Annotated in this window: 18 protein-coding genes; 10 read left to right on the top strand and 8 right to left on the bottom strand. The window is 69.5% G+C overall.

Going from position 1 to position 23,060, the window contains the following annotated elements; all coding sequences use genetic code 11:
* The first annotated feature begins 18 nt into the window (after nucleotides 1-18).
* The 5 genes from ASF60_RS17360 to ASF60_RS17340 all read left to right on the top strand — a co-directional run bounded on the left by ASF60_RS17360 (nucleotide 19) and on the right by ASF60_RS17340 (nucleotide 6,652).
* Nucleotides 19-1,197, top strand: coding sequence for a glycosyltransferase family 4 protein (locus ASF60_RS17360; protein WP_056187733.1), 1,179 nt, complete (start codon nucleotides 19-21; stop codon nucleotides 1,195-1,197).
* The gene (locus tag ASF60_RS17355; RefSeq protein WP_056187729.1) at nucleotides 1,178-2,437 is read left to right on the top strand and encodes a glycosyltransferase family 4 protein; all 1,260 of its coding nucleotides are present in this window, start codon (nucleotides 1,178-1,180) and stop codon (nucleotides 2,435-2,437) included. The genes ASF60_RS17360 and ASF60_RS17355 overlap by 20 nt, the downstream gene beginning before the upstream one ends.
* On the top strand, nucleotides 2,434-3,780 hold the full coding sequence (locus ASF60_RS17350; RefSeq protein ID WP_244478474.1) for a glycosyltransferase family 4 protein: 1,347 nt from the start codon (nucleotides 2,434-2,436) through the stop codon (nucleotides 3,778-3,780). Before ASF60_RS17355 ends, ASF60_RS17350 begins: the two co-directional genes overlap by 4 nt.
* Nucleotides 3,777-5,288, top strand: a complete 1,512-nt coding sequence (locus ASF60_RS17345; RefSeq protein ID WP_056187725.1) for a lipopolysaccharide biosynthesis protein — start codon at nucleotides 3,777-3,779, stop codon at nucleotides 5,286-5,288. The genes ASF60_RS17350 and ASF60_RS17345 overlap by 4 nt, the downstream gene beginning before the upstream one ends.
* Before the next feature lie 113 nt (nucleotides 5,289-5,401).
* Nucleotides 5,402-6,652, top strand: coding sequence for an O-antigen ligase family protein (locus ASF60_RS17340; protein WP_056187723.1), 1,251 nt, complete (start codon nucleotides 5,402-5,404; stop codon nucleotides 6,650-6,652).
* A gap of 10 nt (nucleotides 6,653-6,662) precedes the next feature.
* On the opposite strand, the gene ASF60_RS17335 is transcribed toward ASF60_RS17340, so the two are convergent.
* Entirely contained in the window at nucleotides 6,663-7,508 is an 846-nt protein-coding gene (locus ASF60_RS17335) for a bestrophin-like domain (RefSeq protein WP_056187718.1), read from the bottom strand.
* 578 nt (nucleotides 7,509-8,086) lie between these two features.
* Between ASF60_RS17335 and ASF60_RS17330 the strand changes: the two genes are divergently transcribed.
* Genes ASF60_RS17330 through ASF60_RS17325 form a run of 3 tightly spaced genes read left to right on the top strand, consistent with a single transcriptional unit; the run spans nucleotide 8,087 to nucleotide 10,706 of the window.
* Nucleotides 8,087-8,842 (top strand): bestrophin-like domain, encoded by a 756-nt coding sequence (locus tag ASF60_RS17330; RefSeq protein WP_056187716.1) that lies wholly within the window; start codon nucleotides 8,087-8,089, stop codon nucleotides 8,840-8,842.
* Nucleotides 8,839-9,156: a hypothetical protein gene (locus ASF60_RS24660; protein ID WP_056485728.1), complete on the top strand. Its 318-nt coding sequence runs from the start codon at nucleotides 8,839-8,841 to the stop codon at nucleotides 9,154-9,156. Before ASF60_RS17330 ends, ASF60_RS24660 begins: the two co-directional genes overlap by 4 nt.
* On the top strand, nucleotides 9,153-10,706 hold the full coding sequence (locus ASF60_RS17325; protein ID WP_056187713.1) for an HdeD family acid-resistance protein: 1,554 nt from the start codon (nucleotides 9,153-9,155) through the stop codon (nucleotides 10,704-10,706). Before ASF60_RS24660 ends, ASF60_RS17325 begins: the two co-directional genes overlap by 4 nt.
* Before the next feature lie 129 nt (nucleotides 10,707-10,835).
* On the opposite strand, the gene ASF60_RS17320 is transcribed toward ASF60_RS17325, so the two are convergent.
* Entirely contained in the window at nucleotides 10,836-11,450 is a 615-nt protein-coding gene (locus tag ASF60_RS17320) for an LpxA family transferase (protein WP_056187710.1), read from the bottom strand.
* 635 nt (nucleotides 11,451-12,085) lie between these two features.
* On the opposite strand from ASF60_RS17320, the gene ASF60_RS17315 reads away from it, so the two are divergent.
* Nucleotides 12,086-14,188: a TonB-dependent siderophore receptor gene (locus ASF60_RS17315; RefSeq protein WP_082508028.1), complete on the top strand. Its 2,103-nt coding sequence runs from the start codon at nucleotides 12,086-12,088 to the stop codon at nucleotides 14,186-14,188.
* Nucleotides 14,189-14,296: 108 nt separating this feature from the next.
* Here the strand turns inward: ASF60_RS17315 and ASF60_RS17310 are convergent, their stop codons facing one another.
* Together ASF60_RS17310 and ASF60_RS17305 are read right to left on the bottom strand one after the other, a co-directional pair.
* Nucleotides 14,297-15,544, bottom strand: a complete 1,248-nt coding sequence (locus ASF60_RS17310; RefSeq protein WP_443136773.1) for a serine hydrolase domain-containing protein — start codon at nucleotides 15,542-15,544, stop codon at nucleotides 14,297-14,299.
* Nucleotides 15,545-15,600: 56 nt separating this feature from the next.
* The gene (locus ASF60_RS17305; RefSeq protein ID WP_056187707.1) at nucleotides 15,601-15,930 is read right to left on the bottom strand and encodes a DMT family transporter; all 330 of its coding nucleotides are present in this window, start codon (nucleotides 15,928-15,930) and stop codon (nucleotides 15,601-15,603) included.
* Between the two features lie 327 nt (nucleotides 15,931-16,257).
* Between ASF60_RS17305 and ASF60_RS17300 the strand changes: the two genes are divergently transcribed.
* Complete coding sequence (locus tag ASF60_RS17300) at nucleotides 16,258-17,328, top strand: helix-turn-helix domain-containing protein (RefSeq protein ID WP_082504114.1); 1,071 nt, start codon at nucleotides 16,258-16,260, stop codon at nucleotides 17,326-17,328.
* Here the strand turns inward: ASF60_RS17300 and ASF60_RS17295 are convergent.
* From ASF60_RS17295 to ASF60_RS17280, 4 genes are all read right to left on the bottom strand, one after another.
* Nucleotides 17,316-18,371 (bottom strand): hypothetical protein, encoded by a 1,056-nt coding sequence (locus tag ASF60_RS17295; RefSeq protein ID WP_056187705.1) that lies wholly within the window; start codon nucleotides 18,369-18,371, stop codon nucleotides 17,316-17,318. The two genes, ASF60_RS17300 and ASF60_RS17295, sit on opposite strands and share 13 nt — an antisense overlap.
* A 329-nt stretch (nucleotides 18,372-18,700) precedes the next feature.
* Nucleotides 18,701-19,318: a hypothetical protein gene (locus ASF60_RS17290; RefSeq protein WP_056187701.1), complete on the bottom strand. Its 618-nt coding sequence runs from the start codon at nucleotides 19,316-19,318 to the stop codon at nucleotides 18,701-18,703.
* Nucleotides 19,319-19,329: 11 nt separating this feature from the next.
* Nucleotides 19,330-19,845 (bottom strand): (2Fe-2S)-binding protein, encoded by a 516-nt coding sequence (locus tag ASF60_RS17285; RefSeq protein ID WP_056187700.1) that lies wholly within the window; start codon nucleotides 19,843-19,845, stop codon nucleotides 19,330-19,332.
* Nucleotides 19,842-22,619 (bottom strand): xanthine dehydrogenase family protein molybdopterin-binding subunit, encoded by a 2,778-nt coding sequence (locus tag ASF60_RS17280; RefSeq protein WP_056187697.1) that lies wholly within the window; start codon nucleotides 22,617-22,619, stop codon nucleotides 19,842-19,844. Before ASF60_RS17280 ends, ASF60_RS17285 begins: the two co-directional genes overlap by 4 nt.
* Nucleotides 22,620-23,060 lie beyond the last annotated feature (441 nt).

The raw sequence follows: 23,060 nt of genomic DNA, 5'->3' as shown, positions 1-23,060 counted from the left end.
CAGAGCCTCCGAGCCACGATGCCCCGCGTCCTCGTCAATATGCCGAGCCAGCATGGCGGCCGTCCGTCCGGGGTGGCGCTGGTCGCCTTCCGGGTGATCGCCGGGCTGCTCGACCGGGGCCAGGTCACGATCGTGCTGCGGTCGCCCTGGACCCGCGACCAGCTTCCCGAAGCGATCCGCGAGCGGGTCGAGGTCGTCACCGTCCCGCGCCCGCGCGTCATGGTGCTCGATGTCCTGCGGCAGGCCTTCGCCGTCCCGGCCCTGTGCCGGGCAGAGGCCATCGATGTGGTGCTCAACGCCGACCCCTACGGCGCCCCCTTCGGCGGCCGGGCGCGCGTCAGCGTCGTGCACGACCTCTACTTCCGCACGATCCCGGACTCCACGGGGCTGCGCGAGGCGCTGACCACGAACCTGATCTTCCGCCTGGTCCTCGGCAACAGCGCCCGGGTGATCGCCGTGTCCGACACCACCCGGACCAGCCTGGAGCGGTTCTATCCGGCGCTCCGCGGCCGGACCCGGACCGTGCCCTCCGCCGCCATGCTCAGGGCGGGAGGGGCCACCAGGCCTCCTGAGGTCGCCACGCCTTCGGAGGTCGCCATGCCTTCGGAGGTCGCTCCCGGGTCCTACGTGCTGGCCGTGGGCAACGCCACCCACAACAAGAACTTCGCCACCCTCGCGCGAGCGGTCGCCGCGCTGGCCCCGACCCACCCCGAACTCGCCATCGTCCATGTGGGCGACGACCCGGACGACACTCTCGCGGCCGGCCTCGCGGGGGCCGCGGTTCGCCTGACCCGCCTGTCGCGGATCGGCGACGCCCGCCTCGCCGCCCTCTACCGGGGCGCCGCCTGCCTGTGCGTGCCCTCCTTCGCGGAGGGGTTCTGTCTTCCGGTGCTGGAGGCGCAGGAACTCGGCTGCCCGGTCCTGTGCTCGGACCGCTCGGCGACGCCCGAGATCGCGGGCGCCGGGGCCCTCACCTTCGATCCCGCCGACGCCTCGGCCCTCGCGGCCGGCCTGCGCCGCCTGCTCCACGAGCCCGGCCTGCGGGCGGACCTGATCGCGCGCGGCCATGCCAATGCCCGCCGGTACGACTGGGCCGAGACCGCCCGGCGCTACGAGGCCGTGCTGCTCGAGGCCCTGCGGGAAACCGTTCGTCCGACACCCACCGGGGAGGCCGCGGATGCGCATCCTGCACCTTAGCTCCCTCTACGCCCCCGAGCAGGTCGGCGGCGCCGAACTGATGGTGGAGACCCTCGCCCGGACCCAGGCCGGCCTCGGCCACGCCGTCGCGGTGGCGTGCGTCTCGCGGCGCCGGGAGGCGCCGACCGTGCAGGACGGCGTGACCGTGTACCGGATCGGGTACGGCACGCCCTTCCATGGGCTGGACTGGCCGCAGCGCGGGCGCCTCGACCGCCTGCGCTACAAGCTGGCCGCCCAGTGGAACCGGTACACCCTGGTGCACATGGAGGCGGCGGTCCGCGACTTCGCGCCGGACGTGGTGAACACCCACTCGATCTCCGAGATCACCCCGGCGGTCTGGCCCCTGCTGCGGCGCCTCGGGCGACCGGTGGTCCACACCCTCCACGACTTCACCAGCCTGTGCACCAATGGCGGGATGGTGAAGCACGGACGCGCCTGCGCCGGGCAGCACCTGAAGTGTCGGCTCTACGCGGCGCCGCACCGCCAGTGCCAGCGGGCCGTCACGGCGGTCGCGGCCGTCGGCACCGACATCCTGGACCGCCACCGCGCGGCCGGCTTCTTCGCGGACGTCCCGGAATCGCTCCGCCGGGTGATCTGGAACCCGATCGCCCCGGGCGGCCCCTCGACCCGCCAGCCCCGCCGGCCCGGCGCACCGGTGGTGTTCGGCTGCCTCGGACGCATCGAACCCGCCAAGGGCACCGACGTGCTGCTGGAGGCCTGCCGCCGCCTGCCGGCGCAGGGATGGCGCCTCGTCATCGCGGGCCGCGCGGCCGACGGGCTCGACCGCTACCGCGCCCTGGCCGAAGGCTTGCCGGTAACCTTTGTCGGCTATGCCGAGCGGGATGTGTTCCTCGACGCCATCGACTGCCTGGTGGTGCCGCCGGTCTGGCCGGAGGCGTTCGGCCGGACCGTGGCGGAGGCCTATGGCCGCGCCGTGCCGGTGATCGGAACCGCGGTGGGCGGCATCGGCGAGCAGGTCGGCGACGGTCCCTGGCTGGTTCCTCCGGGCGATGCGCCGGCCCTGGCCGCCGCGATGGCGCGGGTCATCGCCGAGCCGGACCGTCTGGCAGAGGGCCTGTCCCGCGCCGGCGCCGTCCGGCAGGGCACCGATCCGGCCGCCGTCGCCGACGCCTATCTCGATCTCTACGCCGCCGTTCGCACGCGCGGCGCAGCCTCTCACCATCGCCGTTCGCCGGCGGCTCTCTCCGAACCCCCGCACCTCGACGAGTGCCGCCCATGACTGGTCCCGCCATGATCGCACCCGACCCGGGCCTCGCCCGCGCCGCGCTGGAGGCCGCACCGACCAAATCGCCGGTATCCCGGGACGAGGAGGCCGTCGCCCGCGCGCGCACCGGCCCGTTGCGCATCCTGCATCTCAGCGCGCTTTACCCGCCCTACATCGTGGGCGGTGCCGAGCGCTCGGTGGAGCACCTCGCCGAGGAGCTGGTGGCGGCCGGCCACACCGTCGCGGCCGCCTGCATCGCCCGCGAGCCGGAGCCGAAATCGGTGCGCAACGGCGTCTCCGTCTACCGGATGGCCCACCACAACGATTTCTGGCTGGAAGACTGGCCGAAGGCGACGCGGGTCGGGCGCACCTGGGCGAAGCTCAAACAGCAGTGGAATTTCGCCGTCGCGGCCGAGTTCGGCCGCGTCCTGGACGATTTCCGGCCCGACCTCGTCAACACCCACTCGCTCCTCGACGTCTCGACCCTGGTCTGGCGCGAGGCGGCCAAGCGCGGCATCCCGATCGTCCACACCGTCTGCGAGTACGACCTGATCTGCGGCAACGCCGCGATGTTCCGGCACGGCAAGCCGTGCACGCACTGGCACCTGGGCTGCAAGGTGGTGAATGCCACCAAGCAGATCACCAACCGGGCGGTGGGGGCCGTGGTGAGCGTCGGGACCGAGATCCTGAAGACCCACGTGAACCACGGCCTGTTCCGGCACCTGGCGCCGGAGCGCCGCCGGGTGATCTACTATTCCTGCTCGGTGCCGGGGGGCGACCCCGAGGCCCGGCGCCGGATCGATCGCACCGGCCGCCCCATGACCTTCGGCTATCTCGGCCGCATCAACGTCGAGAAGGGCGTGGGGACGCTGATCGATGCGTTCCGTGCGGTCGGCCCGGGCGATTGGCGCTGCCTCGTGGCCGGTCAGGCGATGGACGACTCGATCGATCGCTTCAAGGCGCAGTCCGAGGGCCTGCCGGTCGACTTCGTGGGCTGGGCCAAGCCCGCCGACTTCCTGAGCGAGATCGACGTGCTCGTCGTGCCCTCGTTCTGGGCCGAGCCCTCGCCGCGGACGATCTACGAGGCCTACATGATGGGCGTGCCGGTGATCGGCGCGGCCTCCGGTGGCATCCCCGAACTGATCGGTGAGGACAACGCCGCGTGGCTGTTCACGCCGGGCGACGACGCGGACCTCGCCGCGCGCCTCCGCACCGTGATCGCCGGGGGCCGTGCCGGCCTGCCGGACGAGCGCAGCTTCCAGCACGTCATCCGCGAATCCACCTCCGAGCGCGTCGCCGAGAAGTACCTCGACCTCTACGCCGAGCTCGTGGCCGAGCGCCGGGCCGGGCGCGCGTGAGCGTCACCGCCCTGCTTCCGGCCGAGGCTTCGACCGCCCCGGCGGCACTCGGACTCGCCGACGAGCCGGACGTCTCGGGTCGCTCCTTCGCGGCGGCCCGCTGGGTCGCGCTCGCCTCGGTCGGCAACGTCGTCCTCAGCTTCGGGGTGTTCCTGGTGCTGGCCCGGCTCATCGAGCCCGCCGAATTCGGGCTCGTCGCAGTCGCAGCCGTGTTCATCGACATCCTGCAGATCGTGGCCCGGGGCGGCCTGCCCGACGCGGTGGTCCAGAGGGCCGATCTCGACGAGGACTTCGCCGCCACCGCCTTCTGGGTGACCCTCGCCTCCAGCGTGGCCTATGCCGCGGCGCTCGTCGGCCTGTCTTGGCCGATCGCCTGGCTGCTCGACCTGCCGGAGCTGCGCCCCGCCCTCACCGCGCTGTCCGCCTGCTTCGTGCTCTCGGCCCTGGGCGCGATCCACGAGGCGCGCCTCCAGCGGAGCTTCGGCTTCCGCAAGCTCGCCCTGCGGGCCCTGGGCGCCAACCTCCTCGGAGGGGGCGCCGCCCTGGCTCTGGCCCTGTCCGGCTACGGCGTCTGGAGCCTCGTGATCCAGCGTCTCGTCGCCACCACGGCGACTACGCTCCTGACCTGGGCGGCGATGCCCTGGCTCCCGGCCCGGCGCCTGGATTTCGCGGCGGCCCGGAGCCAGATCGCCTTCGGCTCGCGCATCTTCTCCACCAACCTGCTGCTGATGTTCTCGATCCGCAGCCAGGAGGTGATCGCCGCCTACTTCCTGTCCACCACCGATGTCGGGCATCTGCGCCTCGCCTGGCGCTGCATCGACCTCGTCAGCCAGGTCGCCGTCATCCCCCTCTCGGCGGTGGGCCTCACCACCTATGCCCGCCTGCAGGATCGTCCGGCCGACCTCGCCGCCGCCTTCCACGACTTTACCCGGACCTCCGCCTTCCTGGCCCTGCCGGCCTTCTTCGGCATGGCCGCCGTCGCCCCGACGCTGATCCCGTTCCTGTTCGGCGAGCAGTGGCACGATGCGGTGCCGGTCCTGCGGATCCTGTCGCTGCTGGCCCCGGAATTCGTCGCCACCTCCCTGCTGTGGATGATCTTCACGGCGCTCGGTCACAGCGGCACCGCCCTGGCCCTCGCGGCCGCCCAGTTCGGCCTCGGGGCCGTGGCGGCGATCCTCACGGGACCCTTCGGGCTGACGGCGCTGGTCATCGGCCACGTGGCTCGGGCCTACCTGTTCTCGCCGCTCATCGTGGTCCGGGCCGGGCGCCTCGTGCCGGTGAGCAACGGGCGCCTCGCCCGGGTGTTGATGCCCGCCACGGCCTGCGCGGGCGCGATGGCGGGCCTGGTGCTTCTGGTCCAGGACCCGATCCACCACGCCCTCGGCGACCGCCTCGGCCTGTTCGCCAGCGTAGGGGTAGGCATGCTCGCCTACGGGGGGCTCGCCCTCCTGTTCATGCGCCCGACGGTTCGCGCGGCCCTCGGGTTCTTCGCCCGCCGGGCCGGCTGACCGCCTCGGGTCCGACGCCTGCACGCTTCGCAAACCTTTGCGCGCCAGAATGGGCGGGAGGCCGCCGGTGCGCCCGTCCGGGCGGACGGCGTCCTCTCGGAGGCTCCGGGACAATGGCGAGACCAGCGATGCCGGCGGCCGAGACGGGAGGCGCGCGGGCTGTGCCGGTGGCGGCCGACCGCGCCGCCGTCTTCCTGTTCGGAGCCGCCCTGCAGCTCAACGTGCTCACGTCGACCTTCGGGCTGCCGTTCCAGCGCCTGTCCGACCTGCTGCCCTTCCTGCTGATTCCCTGGTTCGGGCTGCGCCGGGCGGTGATCACGGAGGGCCTGCGCCACGTCGTGCCGCTGGCTACCATCGGCATCCTGATCGGTTTGTCGCTGGTGCTGAAGGCGCAGATGCAGGCGGGCGACGTCTACCTGACGCTGGTGCTGCTCCTCTACTTCGTGCTGGCGGCCATCCTGCTGGTGATGTTCCGCGATCGGCGCCTCGAGCACGCCTTCTGCTGGGGTCTGCTCGCGGGTCTGCTCGGCTCGCTCGTCGTCCTGCTGCTGTCGACCTCCGGGCTGCCGCTGGACCGCTTCGGCCTGGGCGTGCCCACCGACGGGCTGGACGAGGATCTGAAGCTGTTCGTCGAGGACAAGCAAGGCGGGATCTGGGCCTCGGGCAACGAGACCGGCCACGTCTTCGCCCTGGGCGGGGCCGCCGCCCTCCTGTTGAGCCTGCGGTATCGCCTCAACCTGATCTATCTCGCCTACTTCGCGGCCCTGCTGGCGAGCTTCCCCCTGACCAACAATCGCTCCGGCCTGTTCATGCCGTTGCTGGTCCTGGTCGTCCTGATGCGGCGGAGCATTCGGCTCCAGGTGGTGCTGCCCGTCCTCGCCGGCCTCGGTATCCTGCTCATCGTCTTCTCGATGACGGGCGAGATCCCCCTGCCCCAGAAGCTGGCACAGACCATCGAAACGCGCTTTGCCGGCGACAGCAACGTCACGGGCAACGCCGACGAGCGCTTCCTGTCGGGCTTCACGGCGTTGCAGCTCGTGCTGGAATACCCGTTCGGTGTCGGCGAGGTCGCGCGGCGCGACGAGCTGCGCAACCTCACCGGCCTCGTGACCCCGCATAACGGATTCGTCGCGCTCGCGCTCCAGAGCGGCGTCGCGGTCACGCTGCTCCTCCTCGCCGGGCTCCTGCGGATCGCCCGGTCCCCCGCGGCCGCCGGCCCCTTCGTGGCCTACAGCGCCCTGTTCCTGGTGCCGTCGATGATGTTCGAGGAACTGTCGGTGAACCAGTACTTCCTGTTCTTCATGGCGGTGGTGCTGGCCTCCCTCGCGGTGCGGCCCCGGCTTTCCGACGGACCGGAATCCTAGGGGCCCCGCGTCACCGCGCGGGGGGCGGGCTGCCGATCTGACAGGTCGGGGCCGCCGTGCTCTCGCTGCGCAGTTCCGCCATCATCACGGCGCGGGCCGCCTCCAGCGGCGCGGCGCTGACCGGCATCGGCCCGTCGAACGGGCGCTCGTGCAGGGCGATCACCCCGAGGGTGGTCACCGTGGCGATCGCGAACAGGATCATCGCCACCGCCTGCGGCACCGGCTTGTCCACGTGGATCAGCCCGATGGAGAGGAGGGTGAGCAGCGCCAGCACCATCAGGGTCAGCCATTTCGACTGATCGCCATGGGCTTCGCTCAGGCTCAGCCGGTCGCCCCGCGCGGCGCGCAGGTTCATCACCGCGTCGAGGAGCGCCGAATGGGCCGCGGCGCCGGCCTCGGTGGTGTGGCGGGGGTCGGCCACCGCCTGCAGCAGGCGGCCTAGGGCCTCGCCGGCCGGGCGCGACGATTCCAGCTCCGCCATCTTGGGCCATTCGTCGTCGATCAGGGCGTTGGTGTACGTCCGCAGCCGCGCCCGGATCTCCGTCATGTCGGAGGCGGTGGCGATGCTGAGGTCCTCCACCGCCAGCAGGTTCATCTTCTCCGACTGGACGATCTTCGAGGCCTGGCGCTGCCGTTCCCAGGCATCGTTGGCGACGAAGCCGGTCAGGAGCGCCAGCATCACCGAGATGGCGCTGAAATACGGTGCCACCAGGCCGAGCCCGAGCTTCGTGATCCCGGGCCGCGTGCCGGACGATACCGACAGGAGGGTGATCACGGCCCCGCAGACCGCGAAGATCGCCGCCAGCAGCGTGAAGATCAGCCAAACCGGCTGATCGAGCCAATAGCTCAGGACCACGTGTGTCTCTCCCCAACGATCAATGGGTCGTCACGATCAATTGGCCACGACGATACGGCCCCGCGCCTACCGAACGGTGAACCCGACCGTCGCGGAACGCCGACATCCGGCCCGCGTGGTCACGACCGCCCCGGTCACGCCGCTCCCGGGCAGCCCTGGACCGTAACGCGCCCCTAACCCTGCCGACAAAGATCTTCCCGGCGAAAGCTGGCGGAGATCGGACATCGATCCGGAGAACGACACGGACCATCATCGTCCGATCCCCGTAAACTCAGGAGGCTCGATAAGCTGTCGATCGATACGGAGATCGCCGGCCTCAAGTGTTCGACGGCCTTCGACCGCGATCCTTCTCAGTATTCCGGCTGGTTTCACCGGGATCGAAGGTCGCGCGACGCCCCCGATCCGGATCGCGTCTTCCAACCCGCCCCTGTGATCCTGTCGACCCGCCGGCGGGACGGGGCAATCTCGCAGGCGCGGGAGGCGAGACCGGATTCGGCAGCCGAGGCCGGCGCGGGCGAGGCGGCGGCCCCGCCCGCGCCTCTCAGGGTTTGATGACGGGTTCGGCGCTAGATCCGCCCATGACCTCGATTCTCGTCAGCGCGATCGCCTTCTGCTCGATCTTCTTCGGTGCGCTCGCGGGCGTCTGGACCGCGCGCCGGCTCCCGGCACCGCACCTGTCCGGCGAGACCCGCGCGGCCATCTCGGTCTCCATGGCGGTGGTCGGCACGCTGGCGGCCCTCGTCCTCAGCCACATGCTGTCGAATGCCGGCGCCTCCTTCATGCTGCGCACCACCGCGATCCAGACCCTCGCCGTCGACCTGATCAAGCTCGACCGCGCCCTGAAGCGCTACGGCCCCGAAACGCTCCCGATCCAGGACAACCTGCACACCTACGGGCGGACGAAGCTCGAGGAGCTGTCGACGTCGGCGCCGGACGGCAGCCTCGGCCTCGACAACCTGCATCGGCTCGAAACCCTCAGCGATCAGATCGTCGACCTTCGCCCCACGGGGGACCGGACGCAGCGCGTCCAGGCCCAGGCCCTGCGCATCGTCGACGAGATGGCGGATGCGCGCTGGCTCCTGGTGGAGCGCAAGAGTCTGGCGGTGCCCCTCCCGTTCCTGGTTCTCATGATCTTCTGGCTCTCGATGCTGTTTGCCAGCTTCGGCCTGTTCGCGCCGCGCAACACCACCGTGATCTTCGCGCTGCTCCTCTGCGCCCTGGCGATCTCCGGCGGCATCCTGATGATTCTCGAACTCGGCGCGCCGGCGCGCGGCCTGATCCGCCCCTCGGTGGCGCCGATGACGATCGCCGTCGAGGAACTGGCGCGCCCGTGAAGAACCGGAGACTCGAAGATCTCGCGATACAGCCTTCGGATTTCGATCCGGTGTTTTCTGATCCCAGAATCAGCCTGATCATGGACATGATCAACGACATCTTCACGGGATCGATCTGGGAAAGATCTGCCGACCAGAGCCGACCTGTCGCCCTTCATTTGGAAACCATATCGGCGTCGCGAAAATCGGATCATCTGGACAACCGGCGCGCTTCCCAGGAAAAGACCGGGGCGGACGGGGATCGTTCCTTGGTCCTTCGTCGCCGCGATCCGCTGCGTGGCCATCGAGCGTACGGTTGGGAGAGTCACGCGTGACCACATCGTCTCAGCCGGACCCTCGGTCCGGTGGTGCGCGCGCCGATGCGGCGACCAGCCTGCCCGAGGGCGGCGCCCGTCGTCCGACCCGGCCCGGCCCCAAGGGCCGGTTGCTGCGCAACCTCGGGGCGGCCAAGCGCACCAGCGACCCGGTGGTGGGCATGCTCGCGGCCTCGTCCACGCCCGCGGCCAGGCCCTGGACCCTGCCCCTGTGGCTGCTGCTGGTCGGGCGGGAATCGGTCCACCGGCGCTGGCCCCTCGTCACGGGCGCGGGCGTGCTCTGGATTATCCTGGGCCTGGCCCTGGTGGCCGATGCCCTCGACGGGGCGACGCACATTCCGGATCGCTGGTTCGGCCTCCTGCTCGCCCTGGAGGCGGTGGCGGCCTTCATCCGCGGCCTGATCGCCACGGGGGCGGCGCGCCGCCTGCGCCTGCTCAAGGCGGCGCTGCTGTTCGGGGTCGCGGTCCTGACGATGCTGGCCTCGGCCTCCAGCACCTTCCTGCTGGCGATGCTGTTCGGCACGGCCTTCCTGGTCGACGGCGCATCGCGGATCGTCCTCTCGCAGGTGCTGCGGTTTCCGGGCTGGCGCTGGTCGGTGTTCCACGGAAGCCTCGGCGTCGCCCTCGGCCTCCTGACCCTGGAGCCCTGGCCGACCTGGTATGCCGGCACGGTCGGCTTCAGCATCGGCGCCTTCCTGATCCTGGGCGGCGTCAAGGTGGCGCTCCTGGGATTGCGGCTGCGGCGCCTCCCGACGGATGTCGGCCGCTCCACGCCGGAGGGCGGCGCGGACACGGTCACGGTCTATGTCTGGACCCCCACCGGGACGGCCAGCATCCCGGCCCGACAGCGCCTCGTTCACCGCTACGTCGTCTCGGTGAACGGGGGCGGCCACATCTCCACCGGCCACGCCTCGCTGGAGATGTGCGGGCCGGGCGAGACCGGCGGCGCGGAAGACGCCGGGCCGGACACCCCGCTCTACGTGAGCCACTACCCCGCCGTGGAGATCGACCGGTCGCCGGACAATCTGCGCGCGACCCTGCGGGCCGGGCCGGAGAACAACGTGCCGGGCCGCTTCCTGCCGAGCTATCGCGCGGAGGCGGACGATTGGTGCGAGGCGACCGTCACGGTGACGCTGCACGGGGTCGACGGGGCGCGCCTGCGCGCCTTCTGGGCGCGGTATCGGCAGGACACCGCCTATAACCTCGTCGGGCGGAACTGCTCGACGGCGGTGGCCAACGCCCTCGACGCCGCCATCGAGGGCAGCTTCAATCGCCACGGCCGGCCGTGGTGGATGCTGGTCCGGGCCGTGATGAGCCCGGAATTCTGGGCGGCCGCCGTGCTGCGCAACGGGGCCGGGGCGATGACCTGGACGCCGGGCCTCGTGCTCGATTACGCCCGCGCGCTCAGCACCCTGGTCGATCCGGTCACGCCGCTCCCCGCCATCCCCTGGCAGGGCGTCCGTCGTCGCCTCGTGCGCAACTGGCGCGCCGAGGCCGTGGCCCGCAAGCGCGGCTGGCTGGACCAGCGCCGGACCGCACCGCCTTTGTAAGATGGCGGGCGGGCGGGGGTGGGTCGCGACCCTGTGCAGGCCTCGGAAATCTCCGCTTGCGGGCTGCTGGGTCAGGCCGTGACCGATGGCCGTGGGGGACGGATATCCGCCGGTCCGCTTTGGGGACGCTCAGGAAACGGGGCGCTGATCGATCAATCCGAGGCGGGACACCACCGTTCCGGGAGCCAGGATGGCGCCGGGCGCAACGACCGCATTCGCGCCGATGCGACATCCGTCGCCCACAAGTGCGCCGAACTTCAGCGTGTCCGCTTCGAGCGTCGTGCCGTTATAGCCGATACGGAGGCGGGGATCGGCCAACTCGTTCCGGTAGTTCGCAATGATCGAGCCCGCTTCGAGATTGACATCCCGGCCAAGGATGCTGTCGCCGACGAAGTTGAAATGGGCGAGCTTCGACCCTCGAAACAGGATGGTCGTCTTGAGTTCGGCTCCGGGTCCGACGATGCAGTCGCTGTCGAGCCAGCATCCACCTCTGATCAAGCTTCCCATAGCAATAAGACACTTCGGGCCAACGATCAGAGGGCCTTTCAGTACGGCGCCGGTCTCGACCCTGGTCGTGCGATGGATGGCGATATCGCCCTCGATCTCGTACTCGGAGCCGAGGGTCTTCAGAAGTCTCGCGACCATGCCAGCCAAGCCGGGGATGACATCCCACGCCTCTCCCGTCGCCCACCCGGCAAAGGGCGCATGACGCCAAGACGCGATATGCGCATCAACGATGGTCATTCGGCACGCGCTCGTGATTCTCACAACCCTCGAGTGTCAGACCGTGTACGGCGTACCAGCCTCGGTCAATCGTTTGCCACGGGCTCGAACGGCAGGTTTCGATCGCCGCGACGGCGTTGGTGAGCGTCCGGGTCGGGGCGGCGCCGGGCCATCAGCTTCCGCATCGAGAGCCATGGTCCGCTATCCACCCGCCTCAAACCGTCAGGCTCCATCGCAACCGTCGAGTTCTGACCGGCAGCGTCGAGGATTTGGATCGGCACCGCTCCGCCGGAGTGGGGCCCTGCGTCTCATTCGGGGGACGGCCTGGCCGTCGGGCCGGTGGGCGATGGGCGTGCGCTGACGCTCTTCGCCTGATCCGGGGGCCTCGCCGATGGTGCCAGGCATGCTCATGTGGCCCGTGCGCCACAACGGCACAGCGATGTCGGTTGATTTAGAACCTTTTTAAAAAGCAACAGAGCGAGATTGAAATGAATGTAAGTCTTCGTCTTGGAAGTTCGATCTGACCAGGTTGACCGGAAATGTTTCTGCCTCGTAACGCACAGCCTCCGAGTTAGTTTTGGTATGCGTCCGTGGCACCCTCCATCAAGAATAAGAAGTCCCACGGTGCTCGCCTGGCATCGACTGCTGTCCTTTCGATGACATCCCTTGTTTCAGTGATCGGCCTTGGATCGAATTCGACCCAAGCCCAGCCCGCCACGGACGCAGCTCAGGCGGTGCAACTCGAAGAACTTGCTGTCGCGGGCAATGGCGGCTCACTTCTCAAGGTCGATGGCTATCTTGCCAAGGATAGCATCAGTGCGACCCGCACGGACACGCCGCTGCGTGAGGTGCCACAAACGGTGGTGGTCGTACCGAACCAGGTGCTCGAAGACGCAGCCGCCACACGTGTCGACACGGCTCTCGACCTGGCCGGAGTCGGTCGCGCCAACAATTTTGCAGGCTTGGGCCTGACCGAGTTCACGATCCGGGGCTTTGCCACCGGCGAATACTACCGCAACGGATTTCCGATCAATCGAGGATTCCCGAATTCGCCCGATGTCGCTTCCATCGAGCGCATCGAGGTTCTCAAGGGTCCATCAGCGTTCCTGTACGGGCGTGGCGATCCGGGCGGCACCTTCAACATCGTCACCAAGCAACCGCTGGCCGAGCGCAGCTTCGCCATCGGTACGCAGTACGGCAGCTACAACCTCAAGCGCAGCACGTTCGATGCGACAGGCGCCCTCGATGAGGACGGCAAGGTCCTCGCCCGCATCACGGGTGCCGTTGAGGACAACGGCAGCTTCCGCGACTTCGTGCGCGGCGACCGTTACTACCTCGCGCCTGTCATAGCCTGGAAGCCGACCGCCGACACGACCGTCACCCTCGAAGGGGAGCTCATCAGCACCAGCCAGACCTTCGACCGCGGCGTCGTGCCCATCGCCGGCAACCTCCGTGCCCTCCCAAGGACCCGCTTCATCGGGGAACCGGGGATCGCCCCGGTTCGCAACGACAACGCCCTCGGCCAACTGCGCATCGAGCATCGGCTCGACCCGAACTGGGTGGTCAGCGCCGGGGCGCAGGTGCTGGCCGGCAATCTCGCCGGCGACGGTGCGGGGGCCATCGGCGTCCTTGCCGACGGACGGACCCTGCGGCGCACGTTCGAGCGGCGTGACCTGACCTGGTCCGATCTCGACCTGCAGGTGAACCTCGCGGGCAAATTCGAGACGGGTCCGTTTCGCCACACACTGCTGACGGGCCTGGACTATGACAGCTATCGCTACCGTGAGGTCTTCAACCGCTCGAACGCGACGACCAACCCGTTCTTCCTCGATCTCTTGACCCCTCAGTACGGCCAGCGCCTGCCCCCACTCACGGCCTCCGTCAGCAACCTGCTGGAGAACACGCAGAGCTTCGCCGGCTACATCCAGGACCAGATCGACATCACGCCGCGCCTCCACGCACTGGTTGGCGTGCGCGTGGAAGACATCGGCCTCGTCTCGACCTCCTTCCTCAACAATCGGACCACGCGCCTGCAGGGTACCGCTGCGACCCCCCGTCTCGGCTTGGTCTACGACCTCTTCGACACGGTCTCCGTCTACGGCAACTACTCGCGCTCGTTTCGGCCCAACACCGGTGCGGACCGGACCGGCCGACCCTTCGCGTTCCAGGAGGGCGAGGGCGTCGAGGCCGGTGCCAAATTCACCCTGCTCGACGGTCGCCTGAGTGCCTCGGCGGCCGTGTTCGACATCAAGCGGACCAACGTCCTGACAACGGACCCGCTCGACGTGAACTTCAGCGTGGCCGCAGGCGAGATCCGCAGCCGTGGCTTCGACCTGAGTTTCGCGGGCTATCTGGCGCCGGGCTGGCGCGTGATCGGCACCTACGCGTATGTCGACGCGGCCGTGAGCCGTGACAACGCGCTTCCTGTCGGGACGCGGCTGGCGAATATCCCCGAGAACAGCTTTTCCGTGCAAAGCGTCTACGAGTTCCAGAGCGGCGACCTTCGGGGTCTCGGGCTCGGCGGGGGCGTCAGTTTTGCCGGGCAACGCGTTGCCGGGACGGCTTTGTCGACCTTCAAGCTTCCCGAATACACGGTCTTCAACTTGATCTCGTATTATCAGATTACGCCGGGCGTCAGAGTCTACCTGAACGTCGACAACCTCTTCGACGAGACGTTCTATGACCGGGCGTTTCAGAACCGCTACGCCACTCCAGGTCTTCCACGCACGATCATGGGTGGCGTTGCGGCTCGCTTCTAAATCCCCGCCACGCTTGTTTTCCAATGCCGCTTCGGCACGGCGTCGAGGATCGCGGTCGTGCACAAGGCTGGCACGGTTCCGCGCTCCGCCGGGTCGGGGCCCTGCGTCTCATTCGGGGGACGGCCTGGCCGTCGGGCCGGGCCGGGCGAGGTCGCGCGCGAGGGCGAGCATCACCGCGAGGGTGTCGGCCTCGTCCTGCTCCGCGCCGTGGTCGCTGAGCTTGACGATCACCGTGCCGGTGTCGCGATTGATGTAGACGTACTGGCCGTAGACCCCGATGGCGGAGATGTCCTCGTCGCCGTTCGGAACGTGCCACCACTGCGCCGAGTAGGGCCAGCCGTCGACCTCCTGCCGGGCCGGCGTCTCGATCCGTTCGATCCAGCCCGGCGCCACGATGCGCGTCGCTCCCACCCGGCCGTGATCGGCCACCATCAGCCCCAGGCGGGCGAAGTCGCGGGCGACGGCGTTGAGGCAGCAGAACGCCTTCTCGGTCCCGCCGGGCCGGTCGAGATTCCAGGTCGCCTCCGCCTCGGCCCCCATCGGTTTCCAGATCTGCTCCGACAGGATGTCGGCCAGGGGCCGGCCCTGGATCTCGGCCAGGATCAGCCCGAGCACCTCGGTGTCGATGCTGCGGTACTGGCCCTTGCTGCCGGGCCGGGACGACAGGCGGGCGTGGTCCCGCACGAAGGCCGGGAGGTCGCGGGTGAGGTACATCCCGGCTGTGCCGACCAGCGGGTCCCAGGGATCGTAGTTCTCCGGCACCGCGAGCCCGCTCGTCATGTCGAGGAGGTCGCGGACGGTGATGCGGCCGAAGGCGGCGGTGTCGCGCAGATCCGGGCGCAGGTCTGGAAGCAGGGCGGAGACCCGGTCCGTCTCGGCGAGCTGCCCCTTCGTGATCGCCTGCCCGACCAGGAGCGAGACCACCGATTTCGCCACCGACCAGGACGGAAAGCGCGTCGCCCCGTCGAAGCCGGGCCGATACCATTCGTGGACCAGGATGCCGTTCTGCGTGACCAGGAGTGCATTGGTGTGGGTCGCGGCCAGCATCTCGGCCAGGGAGACCCGCCCGCCCTTCCACGGCACAGGGTCGAGGATTGGGCGGAGCCGGACCGGCAGGACCCGCGGGGTCGCCGCCGCCGGCACCGGCCGGCGCGCGAACCAGGGTTCGACGGCCGAGGGCTCGAGGACGGTGAGGGCCACCAGGATGATGGGATTCGGCACGCCGAGGAGGGCCGTGGCCGCCCAGGCGACGGCGCTCAGGAGCCCGGCCGCCACGAGCCCGATCTTCAGGGCCAGGGCCGGGCGCCCCGCGCGGTGGGGGCGGGACCGCGGGCCGCGCTCGGGGTGAAAAAGCACCGGAGGACAGCCCTTCGTGCGGGAGGGGGACCCCATGTCCGGGGGTTGAAAGCGGATCAGTGGGCCGCGCTCTGGCCCGAGGCCAGGATGGTCACGCCCACGGCGATCACCGCGATGCCGGCCATCATCGACAGGGTGATGGGCTCATCGAACAGGAGGGCGCCGCCGAGGGCCGCCCCAACCATGCCGACCCCGGCCCAGATCGCGTAGACGACGCCGATCGGCAGCATGTTCATGCTGTTCGACATCAGCCAGAAGGCGGTGCCGTAGCCCACCACCATGATCACGGTCGGCACCGGCCGGGTCAGCCCGTCGGCGGCCTTGAGGGCCAGCGTCGCGGTCACTTCGGCGCTGATCGCGAAGGCGAGGAGCAGGTAGGGATTCATGCGGGAAGCGTCCGTGGAAGCGGCGGGCCGACGGAGCGCCGGGCGATGCGTGCGCCCGACAGGAACCACCGGGCGCGTTAATTTCCGGTGTGGCGCCCCGTGAATGAGGCGCGCTGTTGCGGGCTCTAGTCTTGTTTTCGCCGGGCGCCCGTACGGCGGATCTTGAGAGCGACAAGTCTTGGGCGGAGTCAACAGGCTCGGACGGGCACAGGTCGGTTTCCAACAATTGGAGCTGCCGGGCCGCGTCGCTTTCGGCTATGGAACGCGACACCCGTGGAAATCGCGCCGGCTCCGGGTCGGCGACCCCGCGCGATCGGAGCGTTGAGGATGTCTCGGCCGGCAGTGGTTCCCAGCGTCATCGAAACGACGACCTGCGTCGAACCCCGGCAGGCGTTCGCGTTCTGGCGCGCCACCGCGCTGGCGCCCTTCGGCGACGTGGAGCGGGTCCAGGCGCGGGCGCCCTTCCAGGCCAGGCGGCTGGCCGTGGCCGCGGCGGACTGGGCGCTGACGCACACGGCGAGTTCGCCGGTGGGGTTGCGGTTCGGCAGCGGCCATATCGACCGGAACGCCCCCGAGCAGGTCGCCATCGCCCTGGCCCTCGACGGGATCGGCTACCAGGAGCAGCACGACCGCGGCGGGCGGATCGCCGCCGGCGACATCAGCTTCCTGGTCCGGAACCGGCCCTTCATGGCCGGGTCCCAGAACGCCTACGAGGAACTCCGCATCGCCGTACCGCGCCGGATGTTCGAGGCGTGGTTCGGCGATGCCGATGCCTTCTCGGGGCGGATTCTGGCGAGCCGACCCGCGATATCCGCCTTCGCGCCGCAGTTCCGCGCCTTCGCGAGCTCGGTGCGGGCGATGTCCCACGGCGAGGCGGACGCGGCCCTGGACAGCCTGCTGCACCTGCTGCGGGGCCTCGTCCCGGAGGCGGCCGGCCGGTCGCGGAGGGAGCTGTCGCGGGATGCGGTGATCTCCCTGGCGCGGGCGCAGATCGAGCGGCGGCTGCACGACCCGGGCCTCTGCCCGCGGCAGATCCACACGGCGCTCGGGCTGTCGCGAACCCAGCTCTACCGGGCCTTTGCCGAGACCGAGGGCATCGCGGCGGAGATCCGGACCGCGCGCCTGACCCATGCCTACCGCCACCTGGCCTCGCCGGACAACGACGGCCTGAAGATCGCCACCATCGCGTATGGCTGCGGCTTCACCGACGTGCCGACCTTCAACCGCGCCTTCCGCCGGCGCTTCGGCTTCCCGCCCGGCGATCTTCGCAGTCGTGATCCAAGCCTGCGTGATCCAAGCCTGCGTGATCCAAGCATCCGTGATCCAAGCATCCGTGATCTTGGCGCCCGACGCTCCGGAGACGCACCGTCGGACGGGACATCCTCTCACGGCAGGTGATACGACACGCCCGCGATCAGCGCCTTCTCCTCGGTGTTGATGGTCCGGCGCGGATCGCCGCCGAACTTGTTGTGCCAGTACTGGAAGCCGGCGAACACCTCGAAGCGGTGGGGCGTGCCGGCGACGAGCTGGCCGACATCCAGCACCAGGTTGGTCTGCGACACGAACTCGACCTGGGTCTCGTTCTCGTTGATGCGTCCGTAGCGGCCCTTGGGCAGGATCACGGTGTTGAAGCCGGCGAGCGACAGGGGCAGCCCGGTGAAGCTCAGGGGCAGCGCATAGGTCAGCTCGAATTCCGGCGTCATCCGGTATTCGACGCTGCGGAAGCGGCCCACCGCGAAGCCGTTGCGCGAGAACTCCTTGTAGGCCTGGACCTTGAGATTCACGTATCCGGCCGGCACGTCGAACGCGAAGTTGAGGCCGAAGGTGCCGGCGCGCTTCTCGGAATCGAAGGTCGTGTCCTTGGTGTTGATGTCCGCCCCGAAGGACAGCCCGATATCCTTGACGAGGCCCGGGATGCTGAAGGCGTCGGTGTCGAAGATCTGGTTCCCGCTGAGGACGCCCCGGTAGATCAGGTAGAACTCGGTCGCGCCGACGCCGGGGAAGTTGCCGAACTTGTCGCCCGCCGGGTCCTGGGACCCCGAGCGCAGGATGTCGAGGGAGAGCAGGTTGGTGCCGTAGGTCCAGGTATTGGCGTGGAACAGGTTGACCACGTTCTTGGGCACCGCGCGGGGCTCGCGCCGGCCGTCCGGGCCCTGGACGCTGATCCCGGGCTCGGCGGACGGCCCCTGGAACCGGTAGCTGATGATGGTGTCGGAGAAGCTGAAGAGCGAGGGCGCGGGCGGTGCCGCGACCGGCCCCACGGGCGGCGCTGGCGCTGCGGGCCCGTCCGCGGCCGACGCGGTTCCGATGAGGCTGACCCCCGCGAGGCCAAGACCCGCGAGGCCAAGACCGGCAAGGCCGAGCCCCGCAAGGCCGAGCCCCGCACGGACATGCCCGCGGCAGGCCAGAAGCAGGCCCCGGCGGGCCGCACACGTAAGCATCGACGTCTCTCCCGTGAATGTCCAAGTCCCGATAAGCCGCCCCATCGGTCGGGCTCGCCGGTTCGGCGCCTGTGCGCCGCCGCGCCGCAGCGCGGGCCGACAGCGGTCGAGCCGGGCTCGTCGCGGTCGTGGTTGATGTCGCCGCTCCGCCTTCGCATCCGGCCGGCCGATCGTCGCCGGGCGCACCATGAACCCGGCTCGGGCGCCGGGCACGGGTCGCATGCGTTGCGAAGCCTGCCGCCGCGCGATCGCTTCAACAGATCGCCGGGGCAGGGTATTCGGTGAACGAGGGCGTTCGATGCCGGGCCGCGAGCCCGCGCGATCCGGCCCTATTTCAGCGGACAGGCGGCGCCGCTGGCGATCCAGGCCGCCACCAGGGCACCGGCCTCGGCCTGCGTCCCGGGCGCCGGCGTCCGGCCGTATCCGGGCGCCCAGGCCCATCCGACCAGGGTGTCCTGGCCGATGTGGTGCAGGAGGTCCTCCACCTTGCGCTGGCCGTTGCGCGCCGGATCCTTGATCTGCTCGCAGATCTCGGCGACGCTTCTGCCCTCCCAGGCCATCGAGCGCGGGGCGAGGTGCCAGTCGGAATGCCCCGGCATCCGTCCGGGCTCGAAATTGGCGGCGCCGTGGCAGCTCCCGCAACGCATCGACGCGGTGCCGAAGCCGTCGGGCCCGCGGAACACCGGCGGCTGGTGGGGCCGGCTGTGGTCGCCCTGCCGGGGCCGGTCACCGGCCGGATGGCAGTTGGTGCAGCGGGGACTGGTCAGGACCTTGCCGAGTTCGGTGAAGATCGCCGCCGAGCGCGTGTGGGTGTCGGCGATCGCGTCGAAGCTCTGCGGCGGGGCGAGCCGGCCGGCCGGAACCGGCTCGGCCGCATCGACCCGAACCAGGCACACGGCGAGGACGGCCGCCGCGGCGAGGCCGCGGGTCCGGAGGGAAGAGGTCATCGGCCGGGCTTTCAGAGGAGGTAGCGCTGGGGTTCGGCCAGGATCACGGAGCGGACCGCCTCGTGATATTTGACGTAACCGGTGCAGCGACAGAGATGGCCGTCGAGGGCTTCGGCGATGGTGGATTCCACGTCCGCCCGGGCCACCGGCGTCCGGGCCAGACGCTCGAGCAGCACCTGGCCCTCGTTGAGGAAGCCCGGCGTGCAGTATCCGCACTGGAACGCGAAGTGGTGGATGAAGGCCTTCTGCAGCACGCTGAGCTCGTCGCCCTTGGCGTGCCCCTCGACCGTGCGGATCGTCTTGCCGTTGAAGCTCACGGCCGGGACGATGCAGGTCGGGCTGGTGGAACTCGTCCCGTCCGGTTCATCGACGATGATGGCGCAGCTCAGGCACTGCGCCGCGCCGCAGCCGAACTTGGTGCCCGTCATCCCGAGATATTCGCGCAGGAAGTCGTTCATGGTGAGGTCGTCGCGGACCTCCGTCGGACCATGGACCCGACCGTTGATGGTGATGACCAGTGCCGTCACGCCAGGGCTCCCTTGAGCATGGTGGGGGTGACCGGAAGCGAGTAGAAGCGGTGGCCGGTCGCGTCGAAGATGGCATTGAGGATGGCGGGCACGACGGGGATCATGACCACCTCGGCGATGCCCTTGGGCGGCTCGTCGGCGGAGACCGGCGGCAGCAATTCGATCTCGAGATCGTGCAGCGGCAGGTCCGATCCACGGGCCACCACGTACTGGCCGAGATTCCACTGGCCGTTGCCGGGGCCGCCCTCGTAGAGCGGCAGGGTCTCCAGCAGGGTGTAGCCGACGCCCATGGCGAAGCCGCCCTGGGCCTGGCCCCGCACCACTTCCGGGACCAGGGCGCGGCCGCATTCCACCACCGAATAGGCCTTGGCGATCCGGATCGCCCCGCTGGTCCGATCGATCTCGACGCGCACGACGGTGCCGCACTGGGCTCCGAAGGTGGTGCCGATCCGGTTGTTGCTGGTGGGCGGGAACGCGACGGCGACGCGGGCGACCCGTTCGAACGGGCCGGCGCCGTGGCGGACCGCGAGGGCGTCCGCCTCGGCGCGATAGCGCTTGTCCTGGATCGGGAAGGTGGCGCTGGCGAAGGCCCACCGCGAGAAGCAGTGGGTCATCGCCCCGGTCACCAGCCGGGCCGCATGGGCCTTGGCCGCGAGATCCGGCAGGGACAGCGGCGGCAGATCGGCGAAGACCAGACGGCCCTCCTGCCACCGCGCCTCGGCCCATTGCTCGGCCCGGTGGTCGGTGGCCGGAATGTTCCACAGCGCGAGGGCCGCCGGCCACAGGCCGAACCGGAAGATGACGCGGGCCGCCTCGGCCGCCGCGTGGGTGCCCACATGGGCGCCGTTCGAGGCCGCGGTGGCCGAGCTGATGGCCGGAACCCAGCGGCTGTTCTTCTCGACGGCGTCCTGCGTCGCCTGATCCATCGTGTACGAATTGCCGGAGGTGACCAGCGCCAGGGCGCCGAAGGCGTCGAGCTGGCCGAGGGCGACCTCGTCGGCGAGGCCGCCGATGTGGATCGCGACCCGGCTCGCCAGCGCGGTGCCCATGCCGTTGCCCATCTCGGGCTGATCGCAGGCGATCGAGATGCGGCCCTGGGGGTCGATCTCGATGCGGCCCATGGAGCAGTCGGCGCCGGTGCCGTAATCCTTGGTGACGCAGGCGACGCCGGTGCCGACGACGATGCCGTCGCGCTTCGGCCGGGCCTTCTCCGCCGCCCGCGCCGTCCAGATCGGATGCGCCTCGAGCTTGTCGAGGAGTTCCAGCGTCCGCACCGAGACGGTGTAGCGATTGCCCATCATGGTGCGGCCGTCGGGGGCCAGGGCGTTGCGGCGGCGGAACGCGATCGGATCGAGCGGCAGCGCCGCGGCGGCCTCGTCGATCAGGGTTTCGAGCGCCGTCATGGTCTGCACGGTGCCGTAGCCGCGCATCGAGCCGGCCGTCACGCCGCGGCTGTGCAGGGCCACCGTGGTGACGTCGACCTTCGGGATGTCGTAGATGCCGATGGCCGCCGCCGCCGCCACCGTGGCGACGTTGGTCGAGAAGTTCTGGAGGCCGCCGCCGTCGAGGACGTGGTCGGCCGCGAAGGCCGTGATCTTGCCGGTCTTGCGGCTGATCCCGATCCGCGTGTGCATCTTGAAGGCGTGGCGCTTGATGCCGCCCTGGAACTGCTGGAAGCGATCATGCGCCAGGCGCACCGGGCGGCCGGGGAAGAAGATCGCCGCCAGGGTGACGTAGAGGATGAAGGGGGTGTGGTCGCGCCCGCCGAAACCGCCGCCCATATAGGCGAAATCGGCCTCGATGTGCTTGGGCTTGAACGCGGCCTTGGCCTTGCTCAGCAGGGTGGCGATGGCCTCGGCGCCCTCGTAGGGCGACTGGATGCCGAGCACCAGTTCGAGCTTTCGGCTCCGGCCGTCGTACCAGCCGAGGCCGCTCTCGGTTTCGAGGAACATCGGGTCGACCGACTGGGTCTCGAAGCGCCGGTCGAGCACCAGCAGGTCCGGGTCGGTCCCCGTCAGCTCGGCGCGGATGGCCTCGCCGTAGCGGGCCGCCTTGCCGTAGGGCTTCGAGGTCTCCCGGGCGTAGGGCTCCCAGACCGGCAGGGGCGAATGCTGCATGCGGCCCGGACTGACCCATCCGGCCAGGATCGGCGAGTAGACGTCGGGCGATTGCGGGGTCGGGCCGGCGACGCGGGTGAAGCGGAAGGCGCCGTAATTCTCGCCCTCGACCGGGCCGGTCTCGTCGCCGAACTGGACCAGGGTGCCGTCGCGGAAGGCGAGGCGGGCCCGGTCGAAGGCGTCGAAGCTGTCGAAGATCAGCATCGCGAGGGGCTGGCCGAGATAGAGCGGCGTCTTGCCCACCGGACAGAACAGGTCGCCGGCATAGAAGTCCGGAACCGTGAGATTGGCCTTAGTCACGTCGTCCGCCGTCACCACCACGGTGGGCTTGAGCGGCCCGTCGAGGCGGGCGAGATCGAGGCCGAGATAGACGCGGGACGCGTCCGGCGCCCGCACCAGCAGGGCGTGGGAGGTGGTCTGCGGCCAGCCCGGCATGTCGGCGGCGCGGAAATCCGAAGCATAGAGCTTCGCCCCCGTCACCTTCGGGCTGCCGTCGATGCGACCGAGGCCGCCGGAGGCGGGATTCCAGTGGTTCCGGCCCGGTAAGGTCTCGCGGGCGGCGAAGCTGGGCTCCTGGGCGGCGGCGAGGCGGGACAGGCTGAGCGAAATACCGCTCGCGGTGACCCAAGTCATAAATTCACGGCGCGACGCGCGCATGGTCCAATTCTCCAGGTTCCGTTCGGCGTTCCATGTCGATCCGGTCGCCGCAGCCCGATCTGGAGCCGACATCTTGCAGAGCCGATCAACACCCCGCCCGCGAGACGTCCTATACGGAATCTATGAACATATATCTTAATGAAATCGATAGACGCCGAAACGCAAAACTGCGGTCAAACCGAAGCGTTGCTGATATGCCACTGATAGACGAGTTGTTGTTCGGTATAAGTTTTAAAATATATTATAGATATTGATGGTAGATATTCGCAAATTAACACATGTAATTTAACGTTATTGTCGCGTCGGCAAGGGTCCGAATAAGGACATTGTCGCCGAGGCATACTACTCGGTATCGACTTCGCTCCGGCGGACATCCTCTTCCGTGGCGCCTGCCCGCTCATGCCCGGGACAGCCCCATCCGGCACGACGCGCCGGGCGATG

Source organism: Methylobacterium sp. Leaf113 (assembly GCF_001423325.1).
Classification (GTDB): Bacteria; Pseudomonadota; Alphaproteobacteria; order Rhizobiales; family Beijerinckiaceae; genus Methylobacterium.
This window is presented reverse-complemented; position numbering and strand designations above follow the sequence as displayed.